Source organism: Streptomyces sp. NPDC047072 (assembly GCF_040643855.1).
Taxonomy (GTDB): domain Bacteria; phylum Actinomycetota; class Actinomycetes; order Streptomycetales; family Streptomycetaceae; genus Streptomyces.
In genome coordinates, this window is record NZ_JBEYVC010000211.1 from 1 (window position 1) to 17,989 (window position 17,989).

Consider the following 17,989-nt stretch of genomic DNA (forward strand, 5'->3'; position numbering starts at 1 on the left):
GGGAGCTGGTCGAGGACTCGTACGACCTCGTCGTCGCCGGTCTGCCGCGGGCCGAACGATGATGCCGGGCGCCCTTCATCGTCGTACGAGAAAACTCAGCGGGCCTTGCCGCCGCCCTTAGGGAGCTTCATGCCCTTCGGCATCGGGCCCTTCGGCAACGGCATGTTGCTCATCAGGTCGCCCATCGCCCGCAGCCGGTCGTTGGTGGCGGTCACCTGAGGACCGGTCAGCACGCGCGGCAGCTTCAGCATCGAGGTCCTGACCTTCTTCAGCGGGACCTGGCCCTCGCCCGTACCGACGACGATGTCGTGCACCGGTACGTCCGCCACGATGCGGTTCATCTTCTTCTTCTCGGCGGCCAGCAGGGTCTTGACCCGGTTCGGGTTGCCCTCGGCGACCAGGACGATGCCGGCCTTGCCGACGGCCCGGTGCACCACGTCCTGGCTGCGGTTCATCGCGACCGCGGGGGTCGTCGTCCAGCCCCGGCCGATGTTGTCGAGCACGGCCGCGGCGGCGCCCGGCTGGCCCTCCATCTGACCGAAGGCGGCCCGCTCGGCGCGGCGCCCGAACACGATCGCCGTCCCGAGGAAGGCGAGCAGCAGGCCCAGGATGCCGAGATAGACCGGGTGACCGATCAGGAAACCGATCGCGAGAAAGACACCGAGAACGAGGATGAAGACACCCGCGAGCACCAGGCCGATCTTCTTGTCGGCCTTGCGGGTCATCTTGTACGTCAGGGCGATCTGCTTCAGTCGCCCGGGGTTCGCGGCCTCCGCCGCACTGTCACTTCTCGCCATGCCCCGAAGTCTACGTGTCCCGGGGAGCGCCGACGACGGCAGTGCCCCGGAGCGGAGGCCTCAGGAGTGGACGGCGAGGGACTGCTCCAGGACGCGCTGCGCCTCGACCCGGTCCTTGGCGCGGCGGCGGTCCTCCAGGACGGACGTCCAGGCATTGCGGCGGGCGGTGCGCTGGCCGCTGCTCAGCAGCAGCGACTCGACGGCACGGAGTGCATCGGTGAACGACGGGATGGCGGTGGCGCGGACGGGCGCGGCCTGCATGATGGAGGTCCCCCCTCAGGGATGGCGGCTCTGGTGAGTGGTGCACGGGGTGTACAACCAGGGTCACTGATTGGTGTTACCAGGGCGTGACCGACCGGTCAAACACCAATGAAGCCTTGATAGGCGGCGGAAAAACCTTGACGCGGCCCCGATGCCGTCCCCATCTGCGGGGACGGCCCGGGACCGCGTCAATCGGCCACTACCGGGGGGTAGTTGCTTGTGCGCAGATTCACACGTGCCGGGTGGCACGCAGTGCCATCAGACCGCCTGGGAGGCGACGAACGCACCACGCTTCTCTACGGCCATCTGGTACAGGCGGCCCGCGCGGTACGAGGACCGGACGAGCGGTCCCGACATCACGCCGGAGAAGCCGATCTGCTCGGCCTCCTCCTTCAGTTCGACGAACTCGTGCGGCTTGACCCAGCGCTCCACGGGGTGGTGACGGACCGACGGGCGCAGGTACTGCGTGATGGTGACCAGCTCGCAGCCGGCGTCGTGCAGCTGCCGGAGCGCCTCGCTGACCTCCTCACGGGTCTCGCCCATGCCGAGGATGAGGTTGGACTTGGTGACCAGGCCGAAGTCGCGGGCCTCGGTGATGACCTTCAGGGAACGCTCGTAGCGGAAGCCGGGGCGGATCCGCTTGAAGATCCGCGGCACCGTCTCGACGTTGTGCGCGAAGACCTCGGGGCGCGACTCGAAGACCTGCTGGAGGAGTTCGGGTACGGCGTTGAAGTCGGGGGCCAGCAGCTCGACCTTGGTGTGCCCGGCCTCGCGGGAGGAGGTCTGCTGGTGGATCTGGCGCACGGTCTCGGCGTACAGCCAGGCGCCGCCGTCCTCCAGGTCGTCGCGCGCGACGCCGGTGATGGTCGCGTAGTTGAGGTCCATGGTGACCACGGACTCGCCGACCCGGCGCGGCTCGTCACGGTCCAGCGCCTCGGGCTTGCCGGTGTCGATCTGGCAGAAGTCGCAGCGCCGGGTGCACTGGTCGCCGCCGATGAGGAAGGTCGCCTCGCGGTCCTCCCAGCACTCGTAGATGTTGGGACAGCCGGCTTCCTGGCAGACGGTGTGCAGCCCCTCGCTCTTCACGAGCTTCTGCATCGCCGTGTACTCGGGGCCCATTTTCGCCCGCGTCTTGATCCACTCGGGCTTGCGCTCGATGGGGGTCTGGGCGTTGCGGACCTCCAGGCGCAGCATCTTGCGTCCGTCGGGTGCGACTGCGGACACGACCGGCTCCTAGCGATTGATTCTTCGGCGTGCTCAAGCGTACGCCCGTGGATTTGAAAGCCCACTGCCCGTCTCAGGCCGCAGGTGTCTTCTCGATCACCCTCGGCCTGAGGTCCGCGTTCTCCAGTACGTCCTTCAGGTGCCGCTCCACGACCGGCAGCACCTCGGCGATGGTCACGTCCCGGCCCAGTTCGTTCGCGAGGGAGGCGACGCCCGCGTCCCGGATCCCGCAGGGGATGATCCGGTCGAACCACTTGTTGTCCGGGTTCACGTTCAGTGCGAAGCCGTGCATCGTGACGCCCTTGGCGACCCGGATGCCGATGGCCGCGATCTTGCGGTCCTCGCGGCGCTGGCCCGCGTTGGAGGGCGCGTACTCCGGGCCGTTCATCCGCGGGTCGAACTCCTCGTCCGTGAGCCGGGGGTCGAAGTCCAGGGAGAGCCCGCCGATCGCCGGCCGCGTCTCGACCGGATCGCCGAGCACCCATACGCCACTGCGGCCCTCGACCCGGCTGGTCTCCAGGCCGAACTCCGCGCACGTGCGGATCAGGGCCTCCTCCAGGCGTCGTACATGCGCCACCACGTCCACCGGACGCGGGAGCTTCTGGATCGGGTAGCCCACCAGCTGGCCCGGGCCGTGCCAGGTGATCTTGCCGCCGCGGTCGACGTCGATGACGGGGGTGCCGTCCAGGGGGCGCTCGCTGTCCGCGGTGCGCCGGCCGGCCGTATAGACGGGGGGGTGTTCGAGCAGCAGGACGGTGTCGGGAACCTCGTCCTCGAAGCGCGCCGCGTGCACCCGGCGCTGTTCGTCCCACGCCACCCGGTACTCGACCGCGTCCGCTCCGAACCCCATGCGGACGAACCGCAACCCACTCACGGCAAGCGCCTCCCTAGAAGGTCGTAAGGCACGAAGGGTGCCTACGCCACTGTACGACTGCCGAGCGCGCGTCAGTCCGGGGGCCAATCCTCACACGATCGGATGAACGAGTGTTGAAGTGTGCGATCGCCTGCTCACTCTCCGCTACATTCTCGCCGTCCTATAGAAGGCCATAAGGGCTGCTCACAGGCAATCCGGGCAGGAGACACCACCGCAGATGACCGAACGACCCGCGCAGCGCACTCCCAACCGACAGCTCGCCGCGCTCATCGCAGAAGCGGGGTTCTCCAACGCGGGTCTCGCCCGTCGCGTGGACCAGCTCGGTCTCGAACACGGACTGGATCTCAGATACGACAAGACATCAGTGACCCGGTGGCTGCGCGGGCAACAGCCCCGCGGCACCACCCCCGCCCTCATCGCCGAGGTCTTCACCCGCCGCCTCGGCCGCCGGCTCTCCGCGCAGGACCTGGGCCTGGATGCCTGCGCCCCCGTCTACGCGGGGCTGGAGTTCGCCGCCGGGCCCGAGGAGGCCGTCGACATCGTCGGCGGACTGTGGCGCAAGGACTCCGGCAGCCACGCCGAACTGCGCAAGATCGCGTTCACCCCGGCCGGGCTGGTCGTACCCAGCCGGGACTGGCTGATCGGCCGCCCCGACGACCGGGTCGCCCGCGGGGAGCCGGCCGTCCGCATCCCCGTCCAGGGCCGCACCGGCGTACCCCGCCAGCGCGGTGCCGCCGAGCGCGCCCCCGGACAGCGGGTCAGCACCGGTGACATCAACGCCCTGCGCTCCGTCGGCGACCTCTTCCGCTCCCTCGACGACATGTACGGCGGCGGCCACGCCCGGCAGGCGCTCGTGCGGTATCTGGAGCACGAGTGCGAGCCGATGCTGCGCGGCACCTACGGCGAGCAGACCGGCCGCAGACTGTTCGCCGCGGCGGCGGACCTCACCCGCCTCGCGGGCTGGACGTCGTACGACATCGCGGCGCACGGGCTCGCCCAGCGGTACTTCGTGCAGGCGCTGCGGCTCGCGCAGGCGGCGGGAGATCGGGCGTACGGCGCGTACGTCCTTGTCACGATGAGCCGGCAGGCGGTGTATCTGGGGCACGGGCGGGAGGCGATCCAGCTGGCGCGGGTGGCCCAGCAGGGGGTCGGGACGAACGCGCCGCCGGTCGTGCAGGCGCTGCTGCACTCCGCGGAGGCGCGCGGGCACGGGGTGCTGGGTGAAGTACGTGCCTGTACCGGGTCGTTGGTCCGGGCGGAGCGGGCCCTTGAGGCGGCGCGGCCCGGTGACGACGTGCCCCACTGGGCCCGGTTCTTCGACGAGGCGCAGCTCGCGGACGAGTTCGGGCACTGCCACCGGGACCTCCAGCAGTTCCGGGCGGCGGTCCAACACGCCGAGCGGTCACTGCAGTTGAGGGCGCCCTCGTATGCGCGGTCCCGGTTGTTCTGCCGGGTGGTGCTGGCTTCCGCCCGGCTGGGGCTGGGGGAGTTGGACCAGGCGTGCGCGCTGGGGGCGGAGGCCGCGGGGCAGGCTGCGGAGATGCGGTCGGTGCGGGCGGTGGAGTATGTGCGGGACTTCGAGCGGCGGTTGGAGCCGTACAAGGACGCTGCGCCGGTTCGGGGGTATCGGGACAAGGTGGCTGCGCTGGGGTAGGGCGTCGCCGTAACTCCGAGCGTCGGTTGTTGGGCGCGGGTGCGCTGTGGCTGGTCGCGCCCACGCGGCGGAGCCGCAAATCGATACAGCCCCGCGCCCCTGGGTGGGTTGCCGGTCCGTTGGTTCTTATGCAGCTGTTGGTAACGGGTCCGCCCTGTGCAGGGAACCCGTTGCTCCCAGGTCCGTCAGGATCGCCGTCGCCGCTCGGTTGGCCGAATGGAGTGCTCCCTGGACCGTGCTCGTGTCCCGGTGGTCGCCGCAGACGTACAGGCCCGCCAGGAGGCGGACCGGGCGGCGGAGGTCGTGCGGGGCTCGCATCGCCGGTACCGCCTCGGGCGTGTGGTGGACGGCCAGCGTCTCCCAGCGGTGCGTCGACGTGCCGTAGAGGCGGGCCAGGTGGGTGCGGACCGCGGTGTCGAGGTCGGTCGGGGGTGGGCCCAGGACCGTCGAGGTGATCAGCGCCCGGCCTGCCGGGGCCCGGCTCGGGTCGACCGTGCTGACCAGCGCCGTGTGGGCCACCGGCCCGCCCCGGTCGGCGTCGAGCAGCAACGCCGCCCCCGTGCCCGGCAGTTCGTCCGTCGTGTGGTGGACCACCGTCACCGGGTGGAAGTCCGGCACCCGCAACCCCGGCAGCAGCTCCGCCGCCGCCCGCGCGTCCGTCGCCACCAGCACCGCCCGGCACCGTATCTCCCCGTGTTCCGCGGTCGTCACCGACGTCGTGGAGACGGAGGTGACCCGGACCCCGGTGCGCACCGTCCCCGGCGGCAGCGCCCGCGCGAGCAGCTCCGGCAGGGTGTCGGCGCCGCCCTCCGGCACGCACAACCGCCCCCGTGCGAAGGCCCGCAGCGCGAGGTCGGCGCACCGGCTGGACGTCGTCAGCGCGGGATCGCACAGCAGCGCGGCGAGCAGCGGCCGCAGGAAGCCGTCGACCGTCCGCGCGGGCAGCCCGCGCGCCGCGAGCGCCTGCCCGGCGGGCAGTTCGGGACGGGCCAGCAGCCGCGCCACGGGTACCCCCGCGATCCGGGCCAGCGCGGCACCGAGCCGTGCCTGGTCCACAGCACTGCCGAGCGGCGCACCCGCCCGATACACACCAGCCCGGGACCCGGCCGACCGTGGGACCCGGGGCAGCGGCAGAGGCAGCGACACCGTCCGCCGCAGCCCACCCCCCGCCTCCCTCGCGCCCGACCGCCGAGGCTCGCCCTCCGCCGCAGACGCAGACGCAGACGCAGACGCCGACGCGGTCCGGGCCGGACCTCCCGCCGCCCGCACCGGGACCCCCGCCCCGGGCCTGGGGGCGCTCGCCAGGGCGCGCACCGCGTGCAGTGCGCCCCTTGCGCCCCCGGCGCCCGCCGGAGCGTCCACGCGGTGATGGCGCCCGTCCGCGTGCACCAGCACCCCCGGTGCGAACGGGCGCAGGACGAGCCCGTCGAGGCCGGGAGTGAGCCGTAGCTCCGGATACGCCGTGGACAGCAGCTGTCCGATCCGGTCGAGCCGGAAGCCGTCGACCTTCTCCGTCGACATACGGCCGCCCGCGCAAGGGGCGGCCTCCAGCACCGCGGTGGTGACTCCTGCGCTGGTCAGCCGTTGCGCCGCGGAGAGGCCGGCGATCCCGGCCCCCACGATCACGACGTCCGCCTGGTACGCGGGCTCAAGCACGTGCCCCTCCTCGAGGTTGCGCGGCCGGTGGAGACGTCATGCCCCCAACAGGCTCCGGGGATACCCGAGTTCGGGTCGAGGTTAGGGCCGTGATCGGTCAAGGGCAGTCGCGCATGAGCAGGGCACGGTCGCACGGCGGTCGCATACCGACGCGGTACCGCCGCCGTACGGCCACACCGCGGTCACCGGCGTCACGCCGCCGCGCGGATCGCCCCGTCGATCTCCGGGAACGCGAAGGTGAACCCCGACTCCAGCAGCCGCTTCGGCACCACCCGCGCGCTGCCCAGGACGTCCCCGGCCATCTCGCCGAGCACGAGCCGCAGGGCGGGCGCCGGGACTGTGAAGAGGGTCGGCCGGTGCAGCACGCGGCCCATCGCCGCGGTGATCTCACGGTTGGTCAGCGGCTCCGGCGCGGTGAGGTTGAACGGCCCGGACAGCCCGTCGGTCTCCAGCAGATGCCGGATCGCCGCCACCTCGTCGTGCAGCGCGATGAACGACCAGTACTGCCGCCCGTCGCCCATCCGCCCGCCGAGCCCCGCCTGAAAAAGCGGGAACAGCCTGCCCCAGGCCCCGCCGTGCCGCCCGACCACCAGCCCGGTGCGCGCGAACGCCGTCCGCACCCCCGCCTTCGCCGCCGGCTCCGCGGCCGCCTCCCACTCCACGCACAGCTCGGGCAGGAACCCCTCGCCCGCGGGCGCGCTCTCGTCGACGACCCGGTCGCCCGTCTCGCCGTAGAAGCCCATCGCGCTGCCGTTCACGAAGACCCGCGGGGGCGTGTCCAGCGCGGCGATCGCCTCGGCGAGGGCCTTCGTGCCGTGCACCCGGCTGTCGTGGATCGTCTTCTTGTACGACTCCGTCCAGCGCCGCGAACCGACCCCGGCCCCGGCGAGGTTGACCACGGCGTCGCACCCGGCGAGCCCGGCCGCGTCCACCCGTCCCGCCTCCGGGTCCCACCGGACCTCGTCCGCGTTCCGAGGCGTGTGCCGCACCAGGCGCACCACCTCGACCCCGTCCGCCGCCAGGGATTTCACGAGGGCGCCGCCGATGAGTCCGGACGCCCCGGCCACCGCGATCCTTGAAAGTTGCATGACCTCATCCTGCCTGGTGGGTGCGTAAAAGCCATGTCTGGTTTCGATACCTCCACCGTAGGCTGGCGCTCATGCCAGTCCCGCACATACGCCACGCCACGATCGACGACGGCGAGCCGCTCGGCCGCCTCGACCGCGCCGCCTGGTCCCCGCTGCACTCCGTCCAGCCGCGCCCCCAACAGCCGTACCCGCCCTTCTTCGACGACCGCTACGGCCCCCGCGACCTGCTCGTCGCCGAGCTCGACGGCGTCCTTGTCGGCTACATCAAGCTGGGGCTGCCGACCTCCCTCGCCTGCAACGCGCACGTCCGCCAGATCCAGGGACTCGTCGTCTCGGAGGAGGCGCGCGGCGCGGGGGTCGCCCGAGCGCTGCTGCGGGCCGTGCAGGACGAGGCGCGCAGCCAGGGCGCCCGCCGCATCACCCTGCGCGTCCTCGGGCACAACGCCCCCGCCCGGGGGCTCTACGAGTCCGAGGGCTTCGCGGTCGAGGGGGTGCTGCCGGAGGAGTTCCTGCTGGCGGGGGAGTACGTGGACGACGTGATCATGGGGCGTCGGCTGTGAAGCCACGCGTCACGAGGTGACCAGATCGCCGGTGTCGACCGGGGCCGTGGCGTTCGCCGCGCGCTGGGCGTCGCCGGCGACCTCGTCGGCCGTCAGGACGTAACCGGTCTCGTCGTCGGTGGTGGAGCGGGCGAAGACCACACCGAAGACCTTGCCGTCGGTGGTCAGCAGCGGACCGCCGGAGTTGCCCGGGCGGACCGTCGAGCGGATCGAGTAGATCTCGCGGGTGACGGTGCCGTCGTTGTAGATGTTCTGGCCGGTCGCCTTCACGCGGTTCGCGACCGTGGCCGCCTGGAGGTTCAGGTCGCCGTCCTGCGGATAGCCGGCCACGACCGCGGAGTCGCCCCGCGCGGCACTGTCGTCGAAGCGCAGGACGGGCGCCTTGAGCTGCGGGACGTACAGCACCGCCACGTCCTTGTCCGGATCGAACAGCACCACCCGGGCGTCGTACGGCTCCCCGACCCCGCCGATGCGCACGCTCGGGTCGTCGATGCCGGCCACCACATGGGCGTTGGTCATCACATGCTCCGGCGCGTACACGAAACCGCTGCCCTCGCGGCCCTGGGTGCCGGAGGCGCCCTCGATCTTGACGGTGCTGATCTTGGCGGCGTCGGTCGCGGCGGCCGTGACGCTGTCGCCGGTGGGCTTGGCGACCTCGGCCGTCGACTCGTTCTCGAACGGGTTGAAGACCTGCGGGAAGCCGGCCTCGGTGAGCGCGGAGGTGGCCCGCGAGAACCAGGACGGGGTGGTGTCCGGCATGGCGTCCTGGACCGTGCCCAGCAGGGTGGAGTCCCGGATCGCGGTCGTCACCAGCGGCGACGAGGAGGCGCCCAGCACGCTCGCGGCGACCCACGCCACGATCAGCACCGCCACGGAGTTGGCGGCGGCGCCCCCGATGCCGTCGGCGACCCTGAGTGGGCCCCGGTCCAGCTCACGGCGGAGCCGGAGCGCGAGCCGCCCCGCCAGTTCGTGGCCCACGGCGGCCGGGACCAGCACCGTCAGCACCGCGGTGACCGTGCCCGCCGTACTGCCCGGGGTGACCAGGTCCATCATCCACGGCAGCACCCACACGCCCACGATCGCTCCGCCCACGAACCCGGCGAGCGAGACACAGCCGGCCACCAGGCCGCGCCGGTAGCCGGAGGCCGCGTACGCGGCGATCACCAGCAACAGCAGGATGTCGAGCAGGTCCACGTGGCCGCCTTTCTCTCAGACCCATCAGTACGCAGGCGAGGCCCCCGGTGATCAGTGACACGCGCACGGGACGCCCGGAACCGGCCACGCGCGCGTGCACCAGGAAAAACGTCCCGGACCAGGACGATGGTTCCACCGGGTGGCACAGCACACATCGCGGACGGACCGGATCCGGCCGACAGTGGGACCATGCGTGCCCGCAGACCCCGGGGGACCCGCATCCGACGATCCCGGGGGACCCGAAGACCCAGGGCGCCCCGGATACCGGGCCCCCTGCTGCCGCTGCTCGCCTGCGTGCCCGGCCTCGCCGCCGTCCTCGTCCTGGTCCTGTGCGCCACCGGCGTCGAGCACGCGGCCGCCGGGACCACACCGTCGGCCCGCCCCCTGCCCGTCCCGCACACCGCGGCCCGCCCGTCCATCGTGCCGAGGGCGGTGTGGGCCGAGGCGAGCGGCGAGGCGAACACCGTCGCCCGCACCCCGCCGCCCGCGCGCTACGACGACAAGGTGCTGGCCGTCTTCGTCCATCACACCGACTCGCCCAACGGCTACGACTGTGCCGAGTCGCCCCGCATCATCCGCTACCTCGCCGCCGGCCAGACCGGTGCCCGCGACTGGGACGACATCGGCTACAACTTCCTCGTCGACCGCTGCGGCACGATCTACGAGGGCCGGGCCGGGGGCGTCGACCGTCCCGTCACCGGCGCCCACACACAGGGCTTCAACCACCGCACCGCGGGCATCGCCGCCCTCGGCACCTTCACCGCCGGCGTCCCCGTCCCGCAGCCGATGATCGACGCGATAGCCGCCCTCGCCGCCTGGAAGTTGGGCCTCGCCGGCATCGACCCGCGCACCCTGGTCCGCCTCACCTCCAGCAACGGCCTCAGCCGCTACGCCGCCGGCACCACCGCCGACCTGCCCGCCCTCGCGGGCCACGGCGACGCCTATATGACGACCTGTCCGGGCGCGGCGCTCAGCGCGCGTCTCCCGGAGATCAGGGAGCGCGCGGCGCGCCTGCAGGGCCGCTTCTGAGACTCTGCCGAGGCTCACAGGAACGCCACAGCGCTCCCGCAGGCCCCTGCAAACCCCGCGCCCTACGGTCGTCACCAGAAGCCGACCGGAGGTGGGGATCATGAACAGCAGCAGCAACGGCACCAAGGGCAACAAGCGCGTGTGGACGGTCGTCTGCACGGTAGCGAGCGTCCTGCTGGGCCCGGCCGCCGTCACCGCGTCCGCGCTCGACCAGGCCAACGCGGCCCCGATGCACCACGCGGTGAAGGCCGACCAGAACCAGGCGTACCTCCCGACGGACCAGACGCGCAGGCGGACCGCGGTGGCGGCCTGACCTCTGACGGGGGTTCAGCCGACGGTGCTCAGTCCCGGAAGCGTTCCCACAGCTTGGGGTACCGCTCCGCCAGCACCCGGTCGTTCTCCAGGTCGACCGGCGCGCCGAGCGGCTCGGAGGGTTCGGGCAGGATGCCCAGATCGGGCGCGACGGCCCCGGTGAGCTGCTCGTACGCCTCGTCGGCCGCGTAGCCGAGTTCCTCGCCGTCGCCGTCGATCTCCTGGTCGAAGTCCCGCAGGAGGTCGGCGAGCGAGTCGGGGTCGTGCACGGCACCCTCGTACACCTCGCGGCCCTGGCCGATCAGCCAGCACCGGAAGAAGTCGAACGCGTCGTCGCTCGCGCCGTCCAGCAGGATCCAGGCCGCGCCCCACAGGTCCCAGGTGTAGGCGCGGTTGTAGCGGGCCTCGAAGTGACGGGCGAAGTCGAGCACCATGTCCGGATCCAGTGTCAGGAGCCGGTCCACGAGCAGGTCGGCCTGCTCCTCGGGGTCGCCCTCGGCGGCCTCGCGGGTGGCGTCCACCAGCTCCCAGAACTCCGTCTCGTCCATCACGGGTCCAGCATCGGGCCTGCGCGGGTGGGGCGCACGTGGAGTGCGGCGGATTGTTATGTCCCGTACAGGGCGGCGAGCCGCGCGGCGTCGGCCGTGAAGCGCTCGCGCAGGCTCGGTGGCGCCAGCACCTCGGCCTCCGGCCCCAGCGAGGCGAGCTGCGCGTGGGCGACCTCCTCGGACTCCACCGGCAGGGTCACCGTCACCCACCCGTCGTCGCCGGTCACACCCGCGGTCAGCGCCTCTCGGGCTACGGTCCGGTCGACGGCGTAGGACAGTCCGCGCGCCCCCGCCTCCGACAGCCGTACGACGACCTCGGCGCGCAGGATCGCCCGCGCGAACTGCTCGCTGCGCTCCGCCCAGAACCCGGGCAGATCGAACTCCTCGTTCCGCTCGAACCGGTCCGCGTCCGCGGTGACCGCCGTGAACCGGTCGATGCGGTACACCCGGAAGGAGCCGGCGTCCGCCCGGGCGCAGACGTACCAGACCCCCGCCTTCAGAACGAGCCCGTACGGCTCCAGTTCCCGCTCCACCTCGCCCTCCGGGCCGCGATACCGCGCGGTGACCCGCCGGTCGTCCCACACCGCCTCGGCGATCGCGGGGAGCAGTTCGGGGGTCTTCGGTTCGGAGAACCAGGTGGGGGCGTCGAGATGGAAACGCTGGGCGACGTTCCGGGAGGCGTCCCGGAGGGACGGCATCAGGGCGGCGGACACCTTCAGCCGGGCGGCGGAGGCGGCGTCTTCGAGCCCCATCTCACGCAGGGCGCCCGGTACGCCGGACAGGAAGAGCGCCTCGGCCTCACTGCGGGCGAGCCCGGTGAGCCGGGTGCGGTACCCGCCGACGAGCCGATACCCACCGGCCCGTCCCCGATCCGCGTACACGGGCACGCCCGCCTCGGAGAGCGCCTGAGCGTCCCGCGTGATCGTCCGCTCCGAGACCTCCAACTCCTGCGCGAGTTCGGCGGCGGTCATGGAAGGGCGGGACTGGAGCAGCAGCACCATTTTGATGAGACGGGCAGCACGCATAGGGCCATCATGGTGCGTTGTCGGGTGCGGGCCGGATGTGGCTGGTCGCGCCCACGCGGCGGTAGCTGCAAATCGACACAGCCCCGCGCCCCTAAAGAACGACCAGTGGACCCACTTTTTAGGGGCGCGGGGAACTGCGCGACCAGCCCCCACGCACCCGCGGCCGAGTTACAACCCGTACCGCTCCCGCGCTTCCTTGACCGCCGTCGCCTTGACCTCGCCCCTGCGGGCCAGTTGGGCAAGGGCCGCCACCACGACGGACTCGGCGTCCACCCCGAAGTGCCGCCGCGCCCCCTCACGCGTGTCCGACAGACCAAAGCCGTCCGCACCCAGCGACGACCAGTCCTGCTCGACCCACTGCGCGATCTGGTCGGGAACCTGCCGCATGTAGTCGGAGACGGCCAGCACCGGCCCCTCCGCACCCTGCAGCGCCTGGCGGACATACGGCACCCGGTCCTCGCCGCGCAGCAGACCCGCGTCGGCCTCCAGCGCGTCGCGCCGCAGCTCGGTCCAGGACGTCGCCGACCAGACATCGGCGGCCACGCCCCACTCCTCGGCCAGCTTCTTCTGCGCGTCCAGGACCCAGTGGATCGCCGTACCGGAGGCGAGCAGCTGGATGCGCGGGGCGTTGGCCGCAGGGGACAGACCCGCCGACTCGACCGTGTTGAAGCGGTACAGGCCCTTGACGATGCCCTCGTCGATGCCGAGCCCGGACGGCTTCGCGGGCTGCGGAAGCGGCTCGTTGTAGACGGTGAGGTAGTAGAAGACGTTCGGGTCCTCACCCGGCGCCACCTCGCCGTACATGCGGCGGATGCCGTCGCGCACGATCGTCGCGACCTCGTACGCGAACGCCGGGTCGTACGTCAGCGCCGCCGGGTTCGTCGCCGCGATCACCGGCGAGTGACCGTCCGCGTGCTGAAGGCCCTCGCCCGTCAGCGTCGTACGACCAGCCGTCGCGCCCACGAGGAACCCGCGGCCCAGCTGGTCGCCGAGCTGCCACATCTGGTCGGCCGTGCGCTGCCAGCCGAACATCGAGTAGAAGATGTAGAACGGGATCATCGCCTCGCCGTGCGTCGCGTAAGCGGTCGACGCGGCGATGAAGTCGGCCATCGAACCGGCCTCGGTGATCCCCTCGTTGAGGATCTGGCCGTTCTTGGCCTCCTTGTAGTACATGAGCTGGTCGCGGTCGACGGGCTCGTACGTCTGGCCCTTGGGGGAGTAGATGCCCAGGGACGGGAAGAGGCTCTCCATACCGAACGTGCGCGCCTCGTCCGGGACGATCGGCACCCAGCGCTTGCCGGTCTCCTTGTCGCGGACCAGGTCCTTGATGAGCCGGACGAAGGCCATCGTGGTCGCAACATTCTGCGAACCGGAGCCCTTGTCGAAGGAGGCGAACGCCTTCTCCGCGGGGGCCGGCAGCGGGGCAACCGGGTGGACGCGGCGGGCCGGGGCGGGTCCGCCGAGGGCCGCCCGGCGCTCCTGGAGGTAGCGCACCTCGGGGGAGTCGGCGCCGGGGTGGCCGTAGGGAACGACCCCGTCGACGAAGTCACTGTCCTTGATGGGCAGTTCAAGAAGATCTCGCATCGTCTTGAACTCGTCCACCGTCAGCTTCTTCATCTGGTGGTTGGCGTTCTTCGACGCGAAGCCCTCGCCGAGGGTGTGGCCCTTGACCGTCTGGGCCAGGATCACGGTCGGCGCGCCCTTGAACTCGACGGCGGCCTTGTACGCGGCGTACACCTTGCTCGCCTCGTGGCCACCGCGCGAGAGGTGGAAGCACTCGAGGATCTTGTCGTCGCTCAGCAGCTTCGCCATCTCGGCCAGCGCGGGGTCGGCGCCGAAGAAGTCCTGGCGGATGTAGGCGGCGTCGCGCGTCTGGTACGTCTGCACCTGCGCGTCCGGCACCTCGCGGAGCCGTCGTACGAGCGCGCCCGTCGTGTCGAGCTGGAACAGCTCGTCCCAGGCGGAGCCCCACAGCGTCTTGATGACGTTCCAGCCGGCGCCGCGGAACTGCGCCTCCAGCTCCTGCACGATCTTGAAGTTCGCGCGGACCGGGCCGTCGAGGCGCTGGAGGTTGCAGTTGATGACGAAGGTCAGGTTGTCCAGACCCTCGCGGGAGGCGAGTGCGAGTGCCGCGGTCGACTCCGGCTCGTCCATCTCGCCGTCGCCGAGGAAGGCCCAGACGTGGGAGTTGGAGACGTCCTTGATGCCGCGCGCGGTGAGGTACCGGTTGAAGCGGGCCTGGTAGATCGCCGACAGCGGGCCGAGGCCCATGGAGACGGTCGGGAACTCCCAGAGCCAGGGCAGCCGGCGCGGGTGCGGGTACGACGGGAGGCCGTCGCCGCCCGACTCGCGGCGGAAGTTGTCCAGGTGGGACTCGTTCAGCCGGCCGTCGAGGAAGGCGCGGGCGTAGATGCCGGGGGAGGCGTGGCCCTGGATGTAGAGCTGGTCGCCGGACCCGTCGGCCTCCTTGCCCTTGAAGAAGTGGTTGAAGCCGGTCTCGTAGAGCCAGGCCGCGGAGGCGAAGGTGGCGATGTGGCCGCCGACGCCGTATTTGGAGCCGCGGGTCACCATGGCGGCCGCGTTCCAGCGGTTCCACGCGGTGATACGGGCTTCCAGCGCCGGGTCACCGGGCAGGCCCGGCTCCGCGGCGGTGGGGATGGTGTTGACGTAGTCGGTCTCGAGGAGCTTCGGCAGCGCGATGCCGGTGCCCTCGGCCCTCTCCAGCGTGCGCCGCATCAGGTACGCGGCGCGGTGCGGGCCGGCCGCCTTGGCGACCGCGTCCAGCGAGGCCTGCCACTCGGCGGTCTCCTCCGGGTCACGGTCCGGGAGCTGGTCGAGCGCGCTCGGCTGGATGGCGTTGGGGTCGGTCATGTCGCCGCCTTCCTCAGTCGAAGGGGGGTGCCCTTGTGTCTTTGGCAGGACAGGGCGGTGGGGCACCGGTAGGAGCCCGTCGGCGACTCTAACTCCCTGATCGATGATCGATCAAAGGGTTGAGAGTAAAACTTCTCGATCGCGAGAAAGTCGGCACGGGGTGTCTTCCACGGAGACACCGGGTGCCTTGTTTTTGCAGGGTTTCCGCAGGTGAGCGCAGGTGTGCTCGGCTGCGTCAGGCGCGCGGCGCGCACCCCAGCACATGCGCCTTCACGATCTCCGCGATCCGCGGATCCCGGCGCTGGAAGGCGGCCACCAGCTCCTCGTGCTCCTCCGCGTACGACTGCTGGACCGTCCCCAGCCAGCGGATCGACAGGGCCGTGAAGACCTCGATGCCGAGCCCCTCCCAGGTGTGCAGCAGCACGGAGTTGCCGGCCGCGCGCACCAGCTCGCGGTGGAAGCCCACGGTGTGCCGCACCTGGCCGGTGCCGTCGGCGTCCCGGTCCGCGTCGTACAGCGCGGCGACATGCGGCTCAAGGGCCGAGCAGTCCTGCGCCAGCCGCTCCGCCGCCAGCTCCGCCGCGATCGCCTCCAGACCGGCCCGGACGGGGTAGCTCTCCTCCAGGTCCGCCGCGGTGAGGTTCCGCACCCGTACGCCCTTGTTCGGCGCGGACTCGATCAACCGCAGCGACTCCAGCTCGCGCAGCGCCTCGCGCACCGGCGTCTGGCTGACCTCCAGCTCGGTCGCGATCCGTCGCTCCACGATCCGCTCGCCCGGCTGCCAGCGCCCGCTGACGATTCCCTCCACGATGTGCTCGCGGATCTGTTCGCGCAGCGAGTGGACGACGGGCGCGGTCATGGAGGCTCCTTAAGGGCGTTTGACGTTTAGACAATAAGGCCGGGGACCCGTTCGGGAGGGGCGCACGGGGGCGCTTTCATGCAGGTGAGACGAGACTTACACGCTCACAGGTCCGGCCACCCTGTAAAGACCCGTATCGGACACGCTCCGGAGCCGTCACCGCCGTGTCACCGGGGGAACCCCGCGCCCCCGCTCCGTGTCGCGGTCCACAGGGGTGCACGCACCGAGGCACCCCTGGGAACGGCAGGGGGAACGGCATGGGCATCGGGGGACGACGAACGGTTCGCTGGGCGACCGCGGTTGCGCTGATCGGCGCGATCGCGGGTGTGACGGGGTGCGGCCAGACGGCCACGCGAGCCACGGCGAGCACGGAATCGAGCAGTACGGCAATCACCGGCATGGCAGCCCCGGCCGCCGCGGGCTCAGGCGGCGCCTGCGTCTTCGTCAAGCCGGACGGGGCGCAGAAGTTCGGCCACGTCGGCTGGGGCTTCAAGGTCCCGGGGACGGGCCGCTGGGTCTACGGCGCCGTCGAGAACCCCAGCGAGAAGCTGTACACCCCGCCGGGCGGCGACATCGGGGCCTGGCACGCGGAGGGCTCGTACGACCGCATGCTCAGCGACATGTCCACGGACGCCCACTACCCGGGCCACTCGGAACACCCCTACAGCCGCTACCGCTGCACGAAGTCCTCCACGCACGACGTGAACCGGGCCTGGCGGATGATCGCCAAGGTCGAGTCCCGAGGCTTCCTGGTCGGCGTCGACCCGAGGACCGGCAAGCTCACCTCCCGAGACTGCCTGGACGCCACGTACGACGTCCTGAAGGCCTACCGCACGAAGGGCCTCACCCCGGCCCCCAAGCTGTCCATCCCGAACGTGTGGGTGGAGGAACTGTGGGACTGGTCGGACAAGAAACTGACGCCCCGGTGACTCCGGTCGAGGAGACGCCGGTGCCCCCGCCCGGAAACCGGACGGGGGCACCGTAGGAGCGAAGTGCCTTACAGCCCGAGTTCGACCTCGAACTCGCCCGCCTCCAGGATCGCCTTGACCGCCGTCAGGTAGCGGGCCGCGTCGGCGCCGTCGACCAGGCGGTGGTCGTAGGAGAGGGTCAGGTAGGTCATGTCGCGGACGGCGATGACCGTGCCCTCCTCCGTCTCCAGGACGGCCGGGCGCTTGACCGTCGCGCCGATGCCGAGGATCGCGACCTGGCCCGGCGGCACGATGATCGTGTCGAAGAGCGCACCGCGCGAACCGGTGTTGGAGATGGTGAAGGTCGCGCCGGACAGCTCGTCCGGCGTGATCTTGTTGGCGCGGACCTTGCCGGCCAGCTCCGCCGTGGCCTTCGCGATGCCGGCGATGTTGAGGTCGCCCGCGTGCTTGATGACCGGGGTCATCAGGCCCTTCTCGGAGTCCACCGCGATACCGATGTTCTCGGTGTCGAAGTAGGTGATCGTGCCTTCGCCCTCGTTGATCTTGGCGTTGATCGGCGCGTGCGCCTTCAGCGCCTGGGCCGCGGCCTTGACGAAGAACGGCATCGGGGACAGCTTGACGCCCTCACGGGCGGCGAAGGAGTCCTTGGCCCGGGCACGCAGCTTCATCAGACGCGTGACGTCGACCTCGACGACCGAGGACAGCTGCGCCTGCTCGTGCAGCGCCTTGACCATGTTGTCGCCGATGACCTTGCGGATGCGCGGCATCTTGACGGTCTGGCCGCGGAGGGGGGAGGCCTCCAGGGCCGGCGCCTTCTTGGCGGCGGCGGCAGCCGGGGCGGCGGCGGCCGGAGCCGGAGCAGCGGCGGCGGCCTTCGCGGCCTCGGCGGCGGCGATGACGTCCTGCTTGCGGATGCGGCCGCCGACGCCGGTGCCCTTGACGGAGGCGAGGTCGACGCCGTTCTCGGCGGCGAGCTTGCGCACCAGGGGGGTGACGTAGGCGCCGTCGTCACCGGAGGTCGCGGCGGGCGCCGGGGCCGGGGTGACGGGGGCCGGGTGTAGGGCGTGGGGTGCGGCTGTTGGTTTCGGGGTGTGGGGTGTCGGGGGAC

The 17,989-nt window shown here is 71.5% G+C and carries 17 protein-coding genes; 5 read left to right on the top strand and 12 right to left on the bottom strand.

Translation table 11 applies throughout. The annotated features are described in order from the left end of the window. Positions 1 to 95 precede the first annotated feature (95 nt). From ABZ896_RS46590 to lipB, 4 genes are all read right to left on the bottom strand, one after another. Positions 96 to 797: a DUF4191 domain-containing protein gene (locus tag ABZ896_RS46590; RefSeq protein WP_360943351.1), complete on the bottom strand. Its 702-nt coding sequence runs from the start codon at positions 795 to 797 to the stop codon at positions 96 to 98. 60 nt (positions 798 to 857) lie between these two features. Continuing rightward, positions 858 to 1,058: a hypothetical protein gene (locus tag ABZ896_RS46595; protein ID WP_360943354.1), complete on the bottom strand. Its 201-nt coding sequence runs from the start codon at positions 1,056 to 1,058 to the stop codon at positions 858 to 860. Between the two features lie 258 nt (positions 1,059 to 1,316). Further along, positions 1,317 to 2,282: a lipoyl synthase gene (gene lipA / locus ABZ896_RS46600; RefSeq protein ID WP_360943357.1), complete on the bottom strand. Its 966-nt coding sequence runs from the start codon at positions 2,280 to 2,282 to the stop codon at positions 1,317 to 1,319. Between the two features lie 73 nt (positions 2,283 to 2,355). Beyond that, complete coding sequence (gene lipB / locus ABZ896_RS46605; RefSeq protein ID WP_360943360.1) at positions 2,356 to 3,156, bottom strand: lipoyl(octanoyl) transferase LipB; 801 nt, start codon at positions 3,154 to 3,156, stop codon at positions 2,356 to 2,358. 217 nt (positions 3,157 to 3,373) lie between these two features. Between lipB and ABZ896_RS46610 the strand changes: the two genes are divergently transcribed. Continuing rightward, on the top strand, positions 3,374 to 4,810 hold the full coding sequence (locus ABZ896_RS46610; RefSeq protein WP_360943363.1) for a regulator: 1,437 nt from the start codon (positions 3,374 to 3,376) through the stop codon (positions 4,808 to 4,810). Positions 4,811 to 4,936: 126 nt separating this feature from the next. On the opposite strand, the gene ABZ896_RS46615 is transcribed toward ABZ896_RS46610, so the two are convergent. Both ABZ896_RS46615 and ABZ896_RS46620 read right to left on the bottom strand, forming a co-directional pair. After that, positions 4,937 to 6,466, bottom strand: coding sequence for an NAD(P)/FAD-dependent oxidoreductase (locus ABZ896_RS46615; protein WP_360943366.1), 1,530 nt, complete (start codon positions 6,464 to 6,466; stop codon positions 4,937 to 4,939). 191 nt (positions 6,467 to 6,657) lie between these two features. Beyond that, positions 6,658 to 7,554: a TIGR01777 family oxidoreductase gene (locus ABZ896_RS46620; protein ID WP_360943369.1), complete on the bottom strand. Its 897-nt coding sequence runs from the start codon at positions 7,552 to 7,554 to the stop codon at positions 6,658 to 6,660. A gap of 71 nt (positions 7,555 to 7,625) precedes the next feature. Here ABZ896_RS46620 and ABZ896_RS46625 point away from each other — a divergent pair, with 71 nt between their 5' ends. Beyond that, complete coding sequence (locus ABZ896_RS46625; protein WP_360943372.1) at positions 7,626 to 8,114, top strand: GNAT family N-acetyltransferase; 489 nt, start codon at positions 7,626 to 7,628, stop codon at positions 8,112 to 8,114. Positions 8,115 to 8,123: 9 nt separating this feature from the next. On the opposite strand, the gene ABZ896_RS46630 is transcribed toward ABZ896_RS46625, so the two are convergent. Beyond that, positions 8,124 to 9,308 carry a MarP family serine protease gene (locus tag ABZ896_RS46630; RefSeq protein WP_360943375.1) on the bottom strand — a complete coding sequence of 395 codons (1,185 nt, stop codon included), beginning with the start codon at positions 9,306 to 9,308 and terminating at the stop codon, positions 8,124 to 8,126. A gap of 189 nt (positions 9,309 to 9,497) precedes the next feature. Between ABZ896_RS46630 and ABZ896_RS46635 the strand changes: the two genes are divergently transcribed. Further along, positions 9,498 to 10,337: a peptidoglycan recognition protein gene (locus ABZ896_RS46635; protein WP_360943378.1), complete on the top strand. Its 840-nt coding sequence runs from the start codon at positions 9,498 to 9,500 to the stop codon at positions 10,335 to 10,337. 100 nt (positions 10,338 to 10,437) lie between these two features. Next, a complete protein-coding gene (locus ABZ896_RS46640) occupies positions 10,438 to 10,650 on the top strand; it encodes a hypothetical protein (protein WP_360943381.1) in 213 nt (70 codons plus the stop codon). Between the two features lie 28 nt (positions 10,651 to 10,678). On the opposite strand, the gene ABZ896_RS46645 is transcribed toward ABZ896_RS46640, so the two are convergent. The 4 genes from ABZ896_RS46645 to ABZ896_RS46660 all read right to left on the bottom strand — a co-directional run bounded on the left by ABZ896_RS46645 (position 10,679) and on the right by ABZ896_RS46660 (position 15,952). Beyond that, positions 10,679 to 11,197: a DUF4240 domain-containing protein gene (locus ABZ896_RS46645; RefSeq protein WP_360943396.1), complete on the bottom strand. Its 519-nt coding sequence runs from the start codon at positions 11,195 to 11,197 to the stop codon at positions 10,679 to 10,681. A 56-nt stretch (positions 11,198 to 11,253) separates the two neighbouring features. Further along, positions 11,254 to 12,222 (bottom strand): YafY family protein, encoded by a 969-nt coding sequence (locus ABZ896_RS46650; RefSeq protein WP_360943383.1) that lies wholly within the window; start codon positions 12,220 to 12,222, stop codon positions 11,254 to 11,256. A gap of 168 nt (positions 12,223 to 12,390) precedes the next feature. Beyond that, positions 12,391 to 15,093, bottom strand: a complete 2,703-nt coding sequence (gene aceE, locus ABZ896_RS46655; protein ID WP_360943385.1) for a pyruvate dehydrogenase (acetyl-transferring), homodimeric type — start codon at positions 15,091 to 15,093, stop codon at positions 12,391 to 12,393. A gap of 235 nt (positions 15,094 to 15,328) precedes the next feature. Further along, positions 15,329 to 15,952 (bottom strand): GntR family transcriptional regulator, encoded by a 624-nt coding sequence (locus ABZ896_RS46660; RefSeq protein WP_360943387.1) that lies wholly within the window; start codon positions 15,950 to 15,952, stop codon positions 15,329 to 15,331. A gap of 398 nt (positions 15,953 to 16,350) precedes the next feature. Here ABZ896_RS46660 and ABZ896_RS46665 point away from each other — a divergent pair, with 398 nt between their 5' ends. Then, complete coding sequence (locus ABZ896_RS46665; protein ID WP_360943390.1) at positions 16,351 to 16,881, top strand: hypothetical protein; 531 nt, start codon at positions 16,351 to 16,353, stop codon at positions 16,879 to 16,881. A 68-nt stretch (positions 16,882 to 16,949) separates the two neighbouring features. Here ABZ896_RS46665 and sucB read toward each other — a convergent pair. Beyond that, the coding region (gene sucB, locus ABZ896_RS46670; RefSeq protein WP_360943393.1) for a 2-oxoglutarate dehydrogenase, E2 component, dihydrolipoamide succinyltransferase at positions 16,950 to 17,989 on the bottom strand (1,040 nt) is incomplete at its 5' end.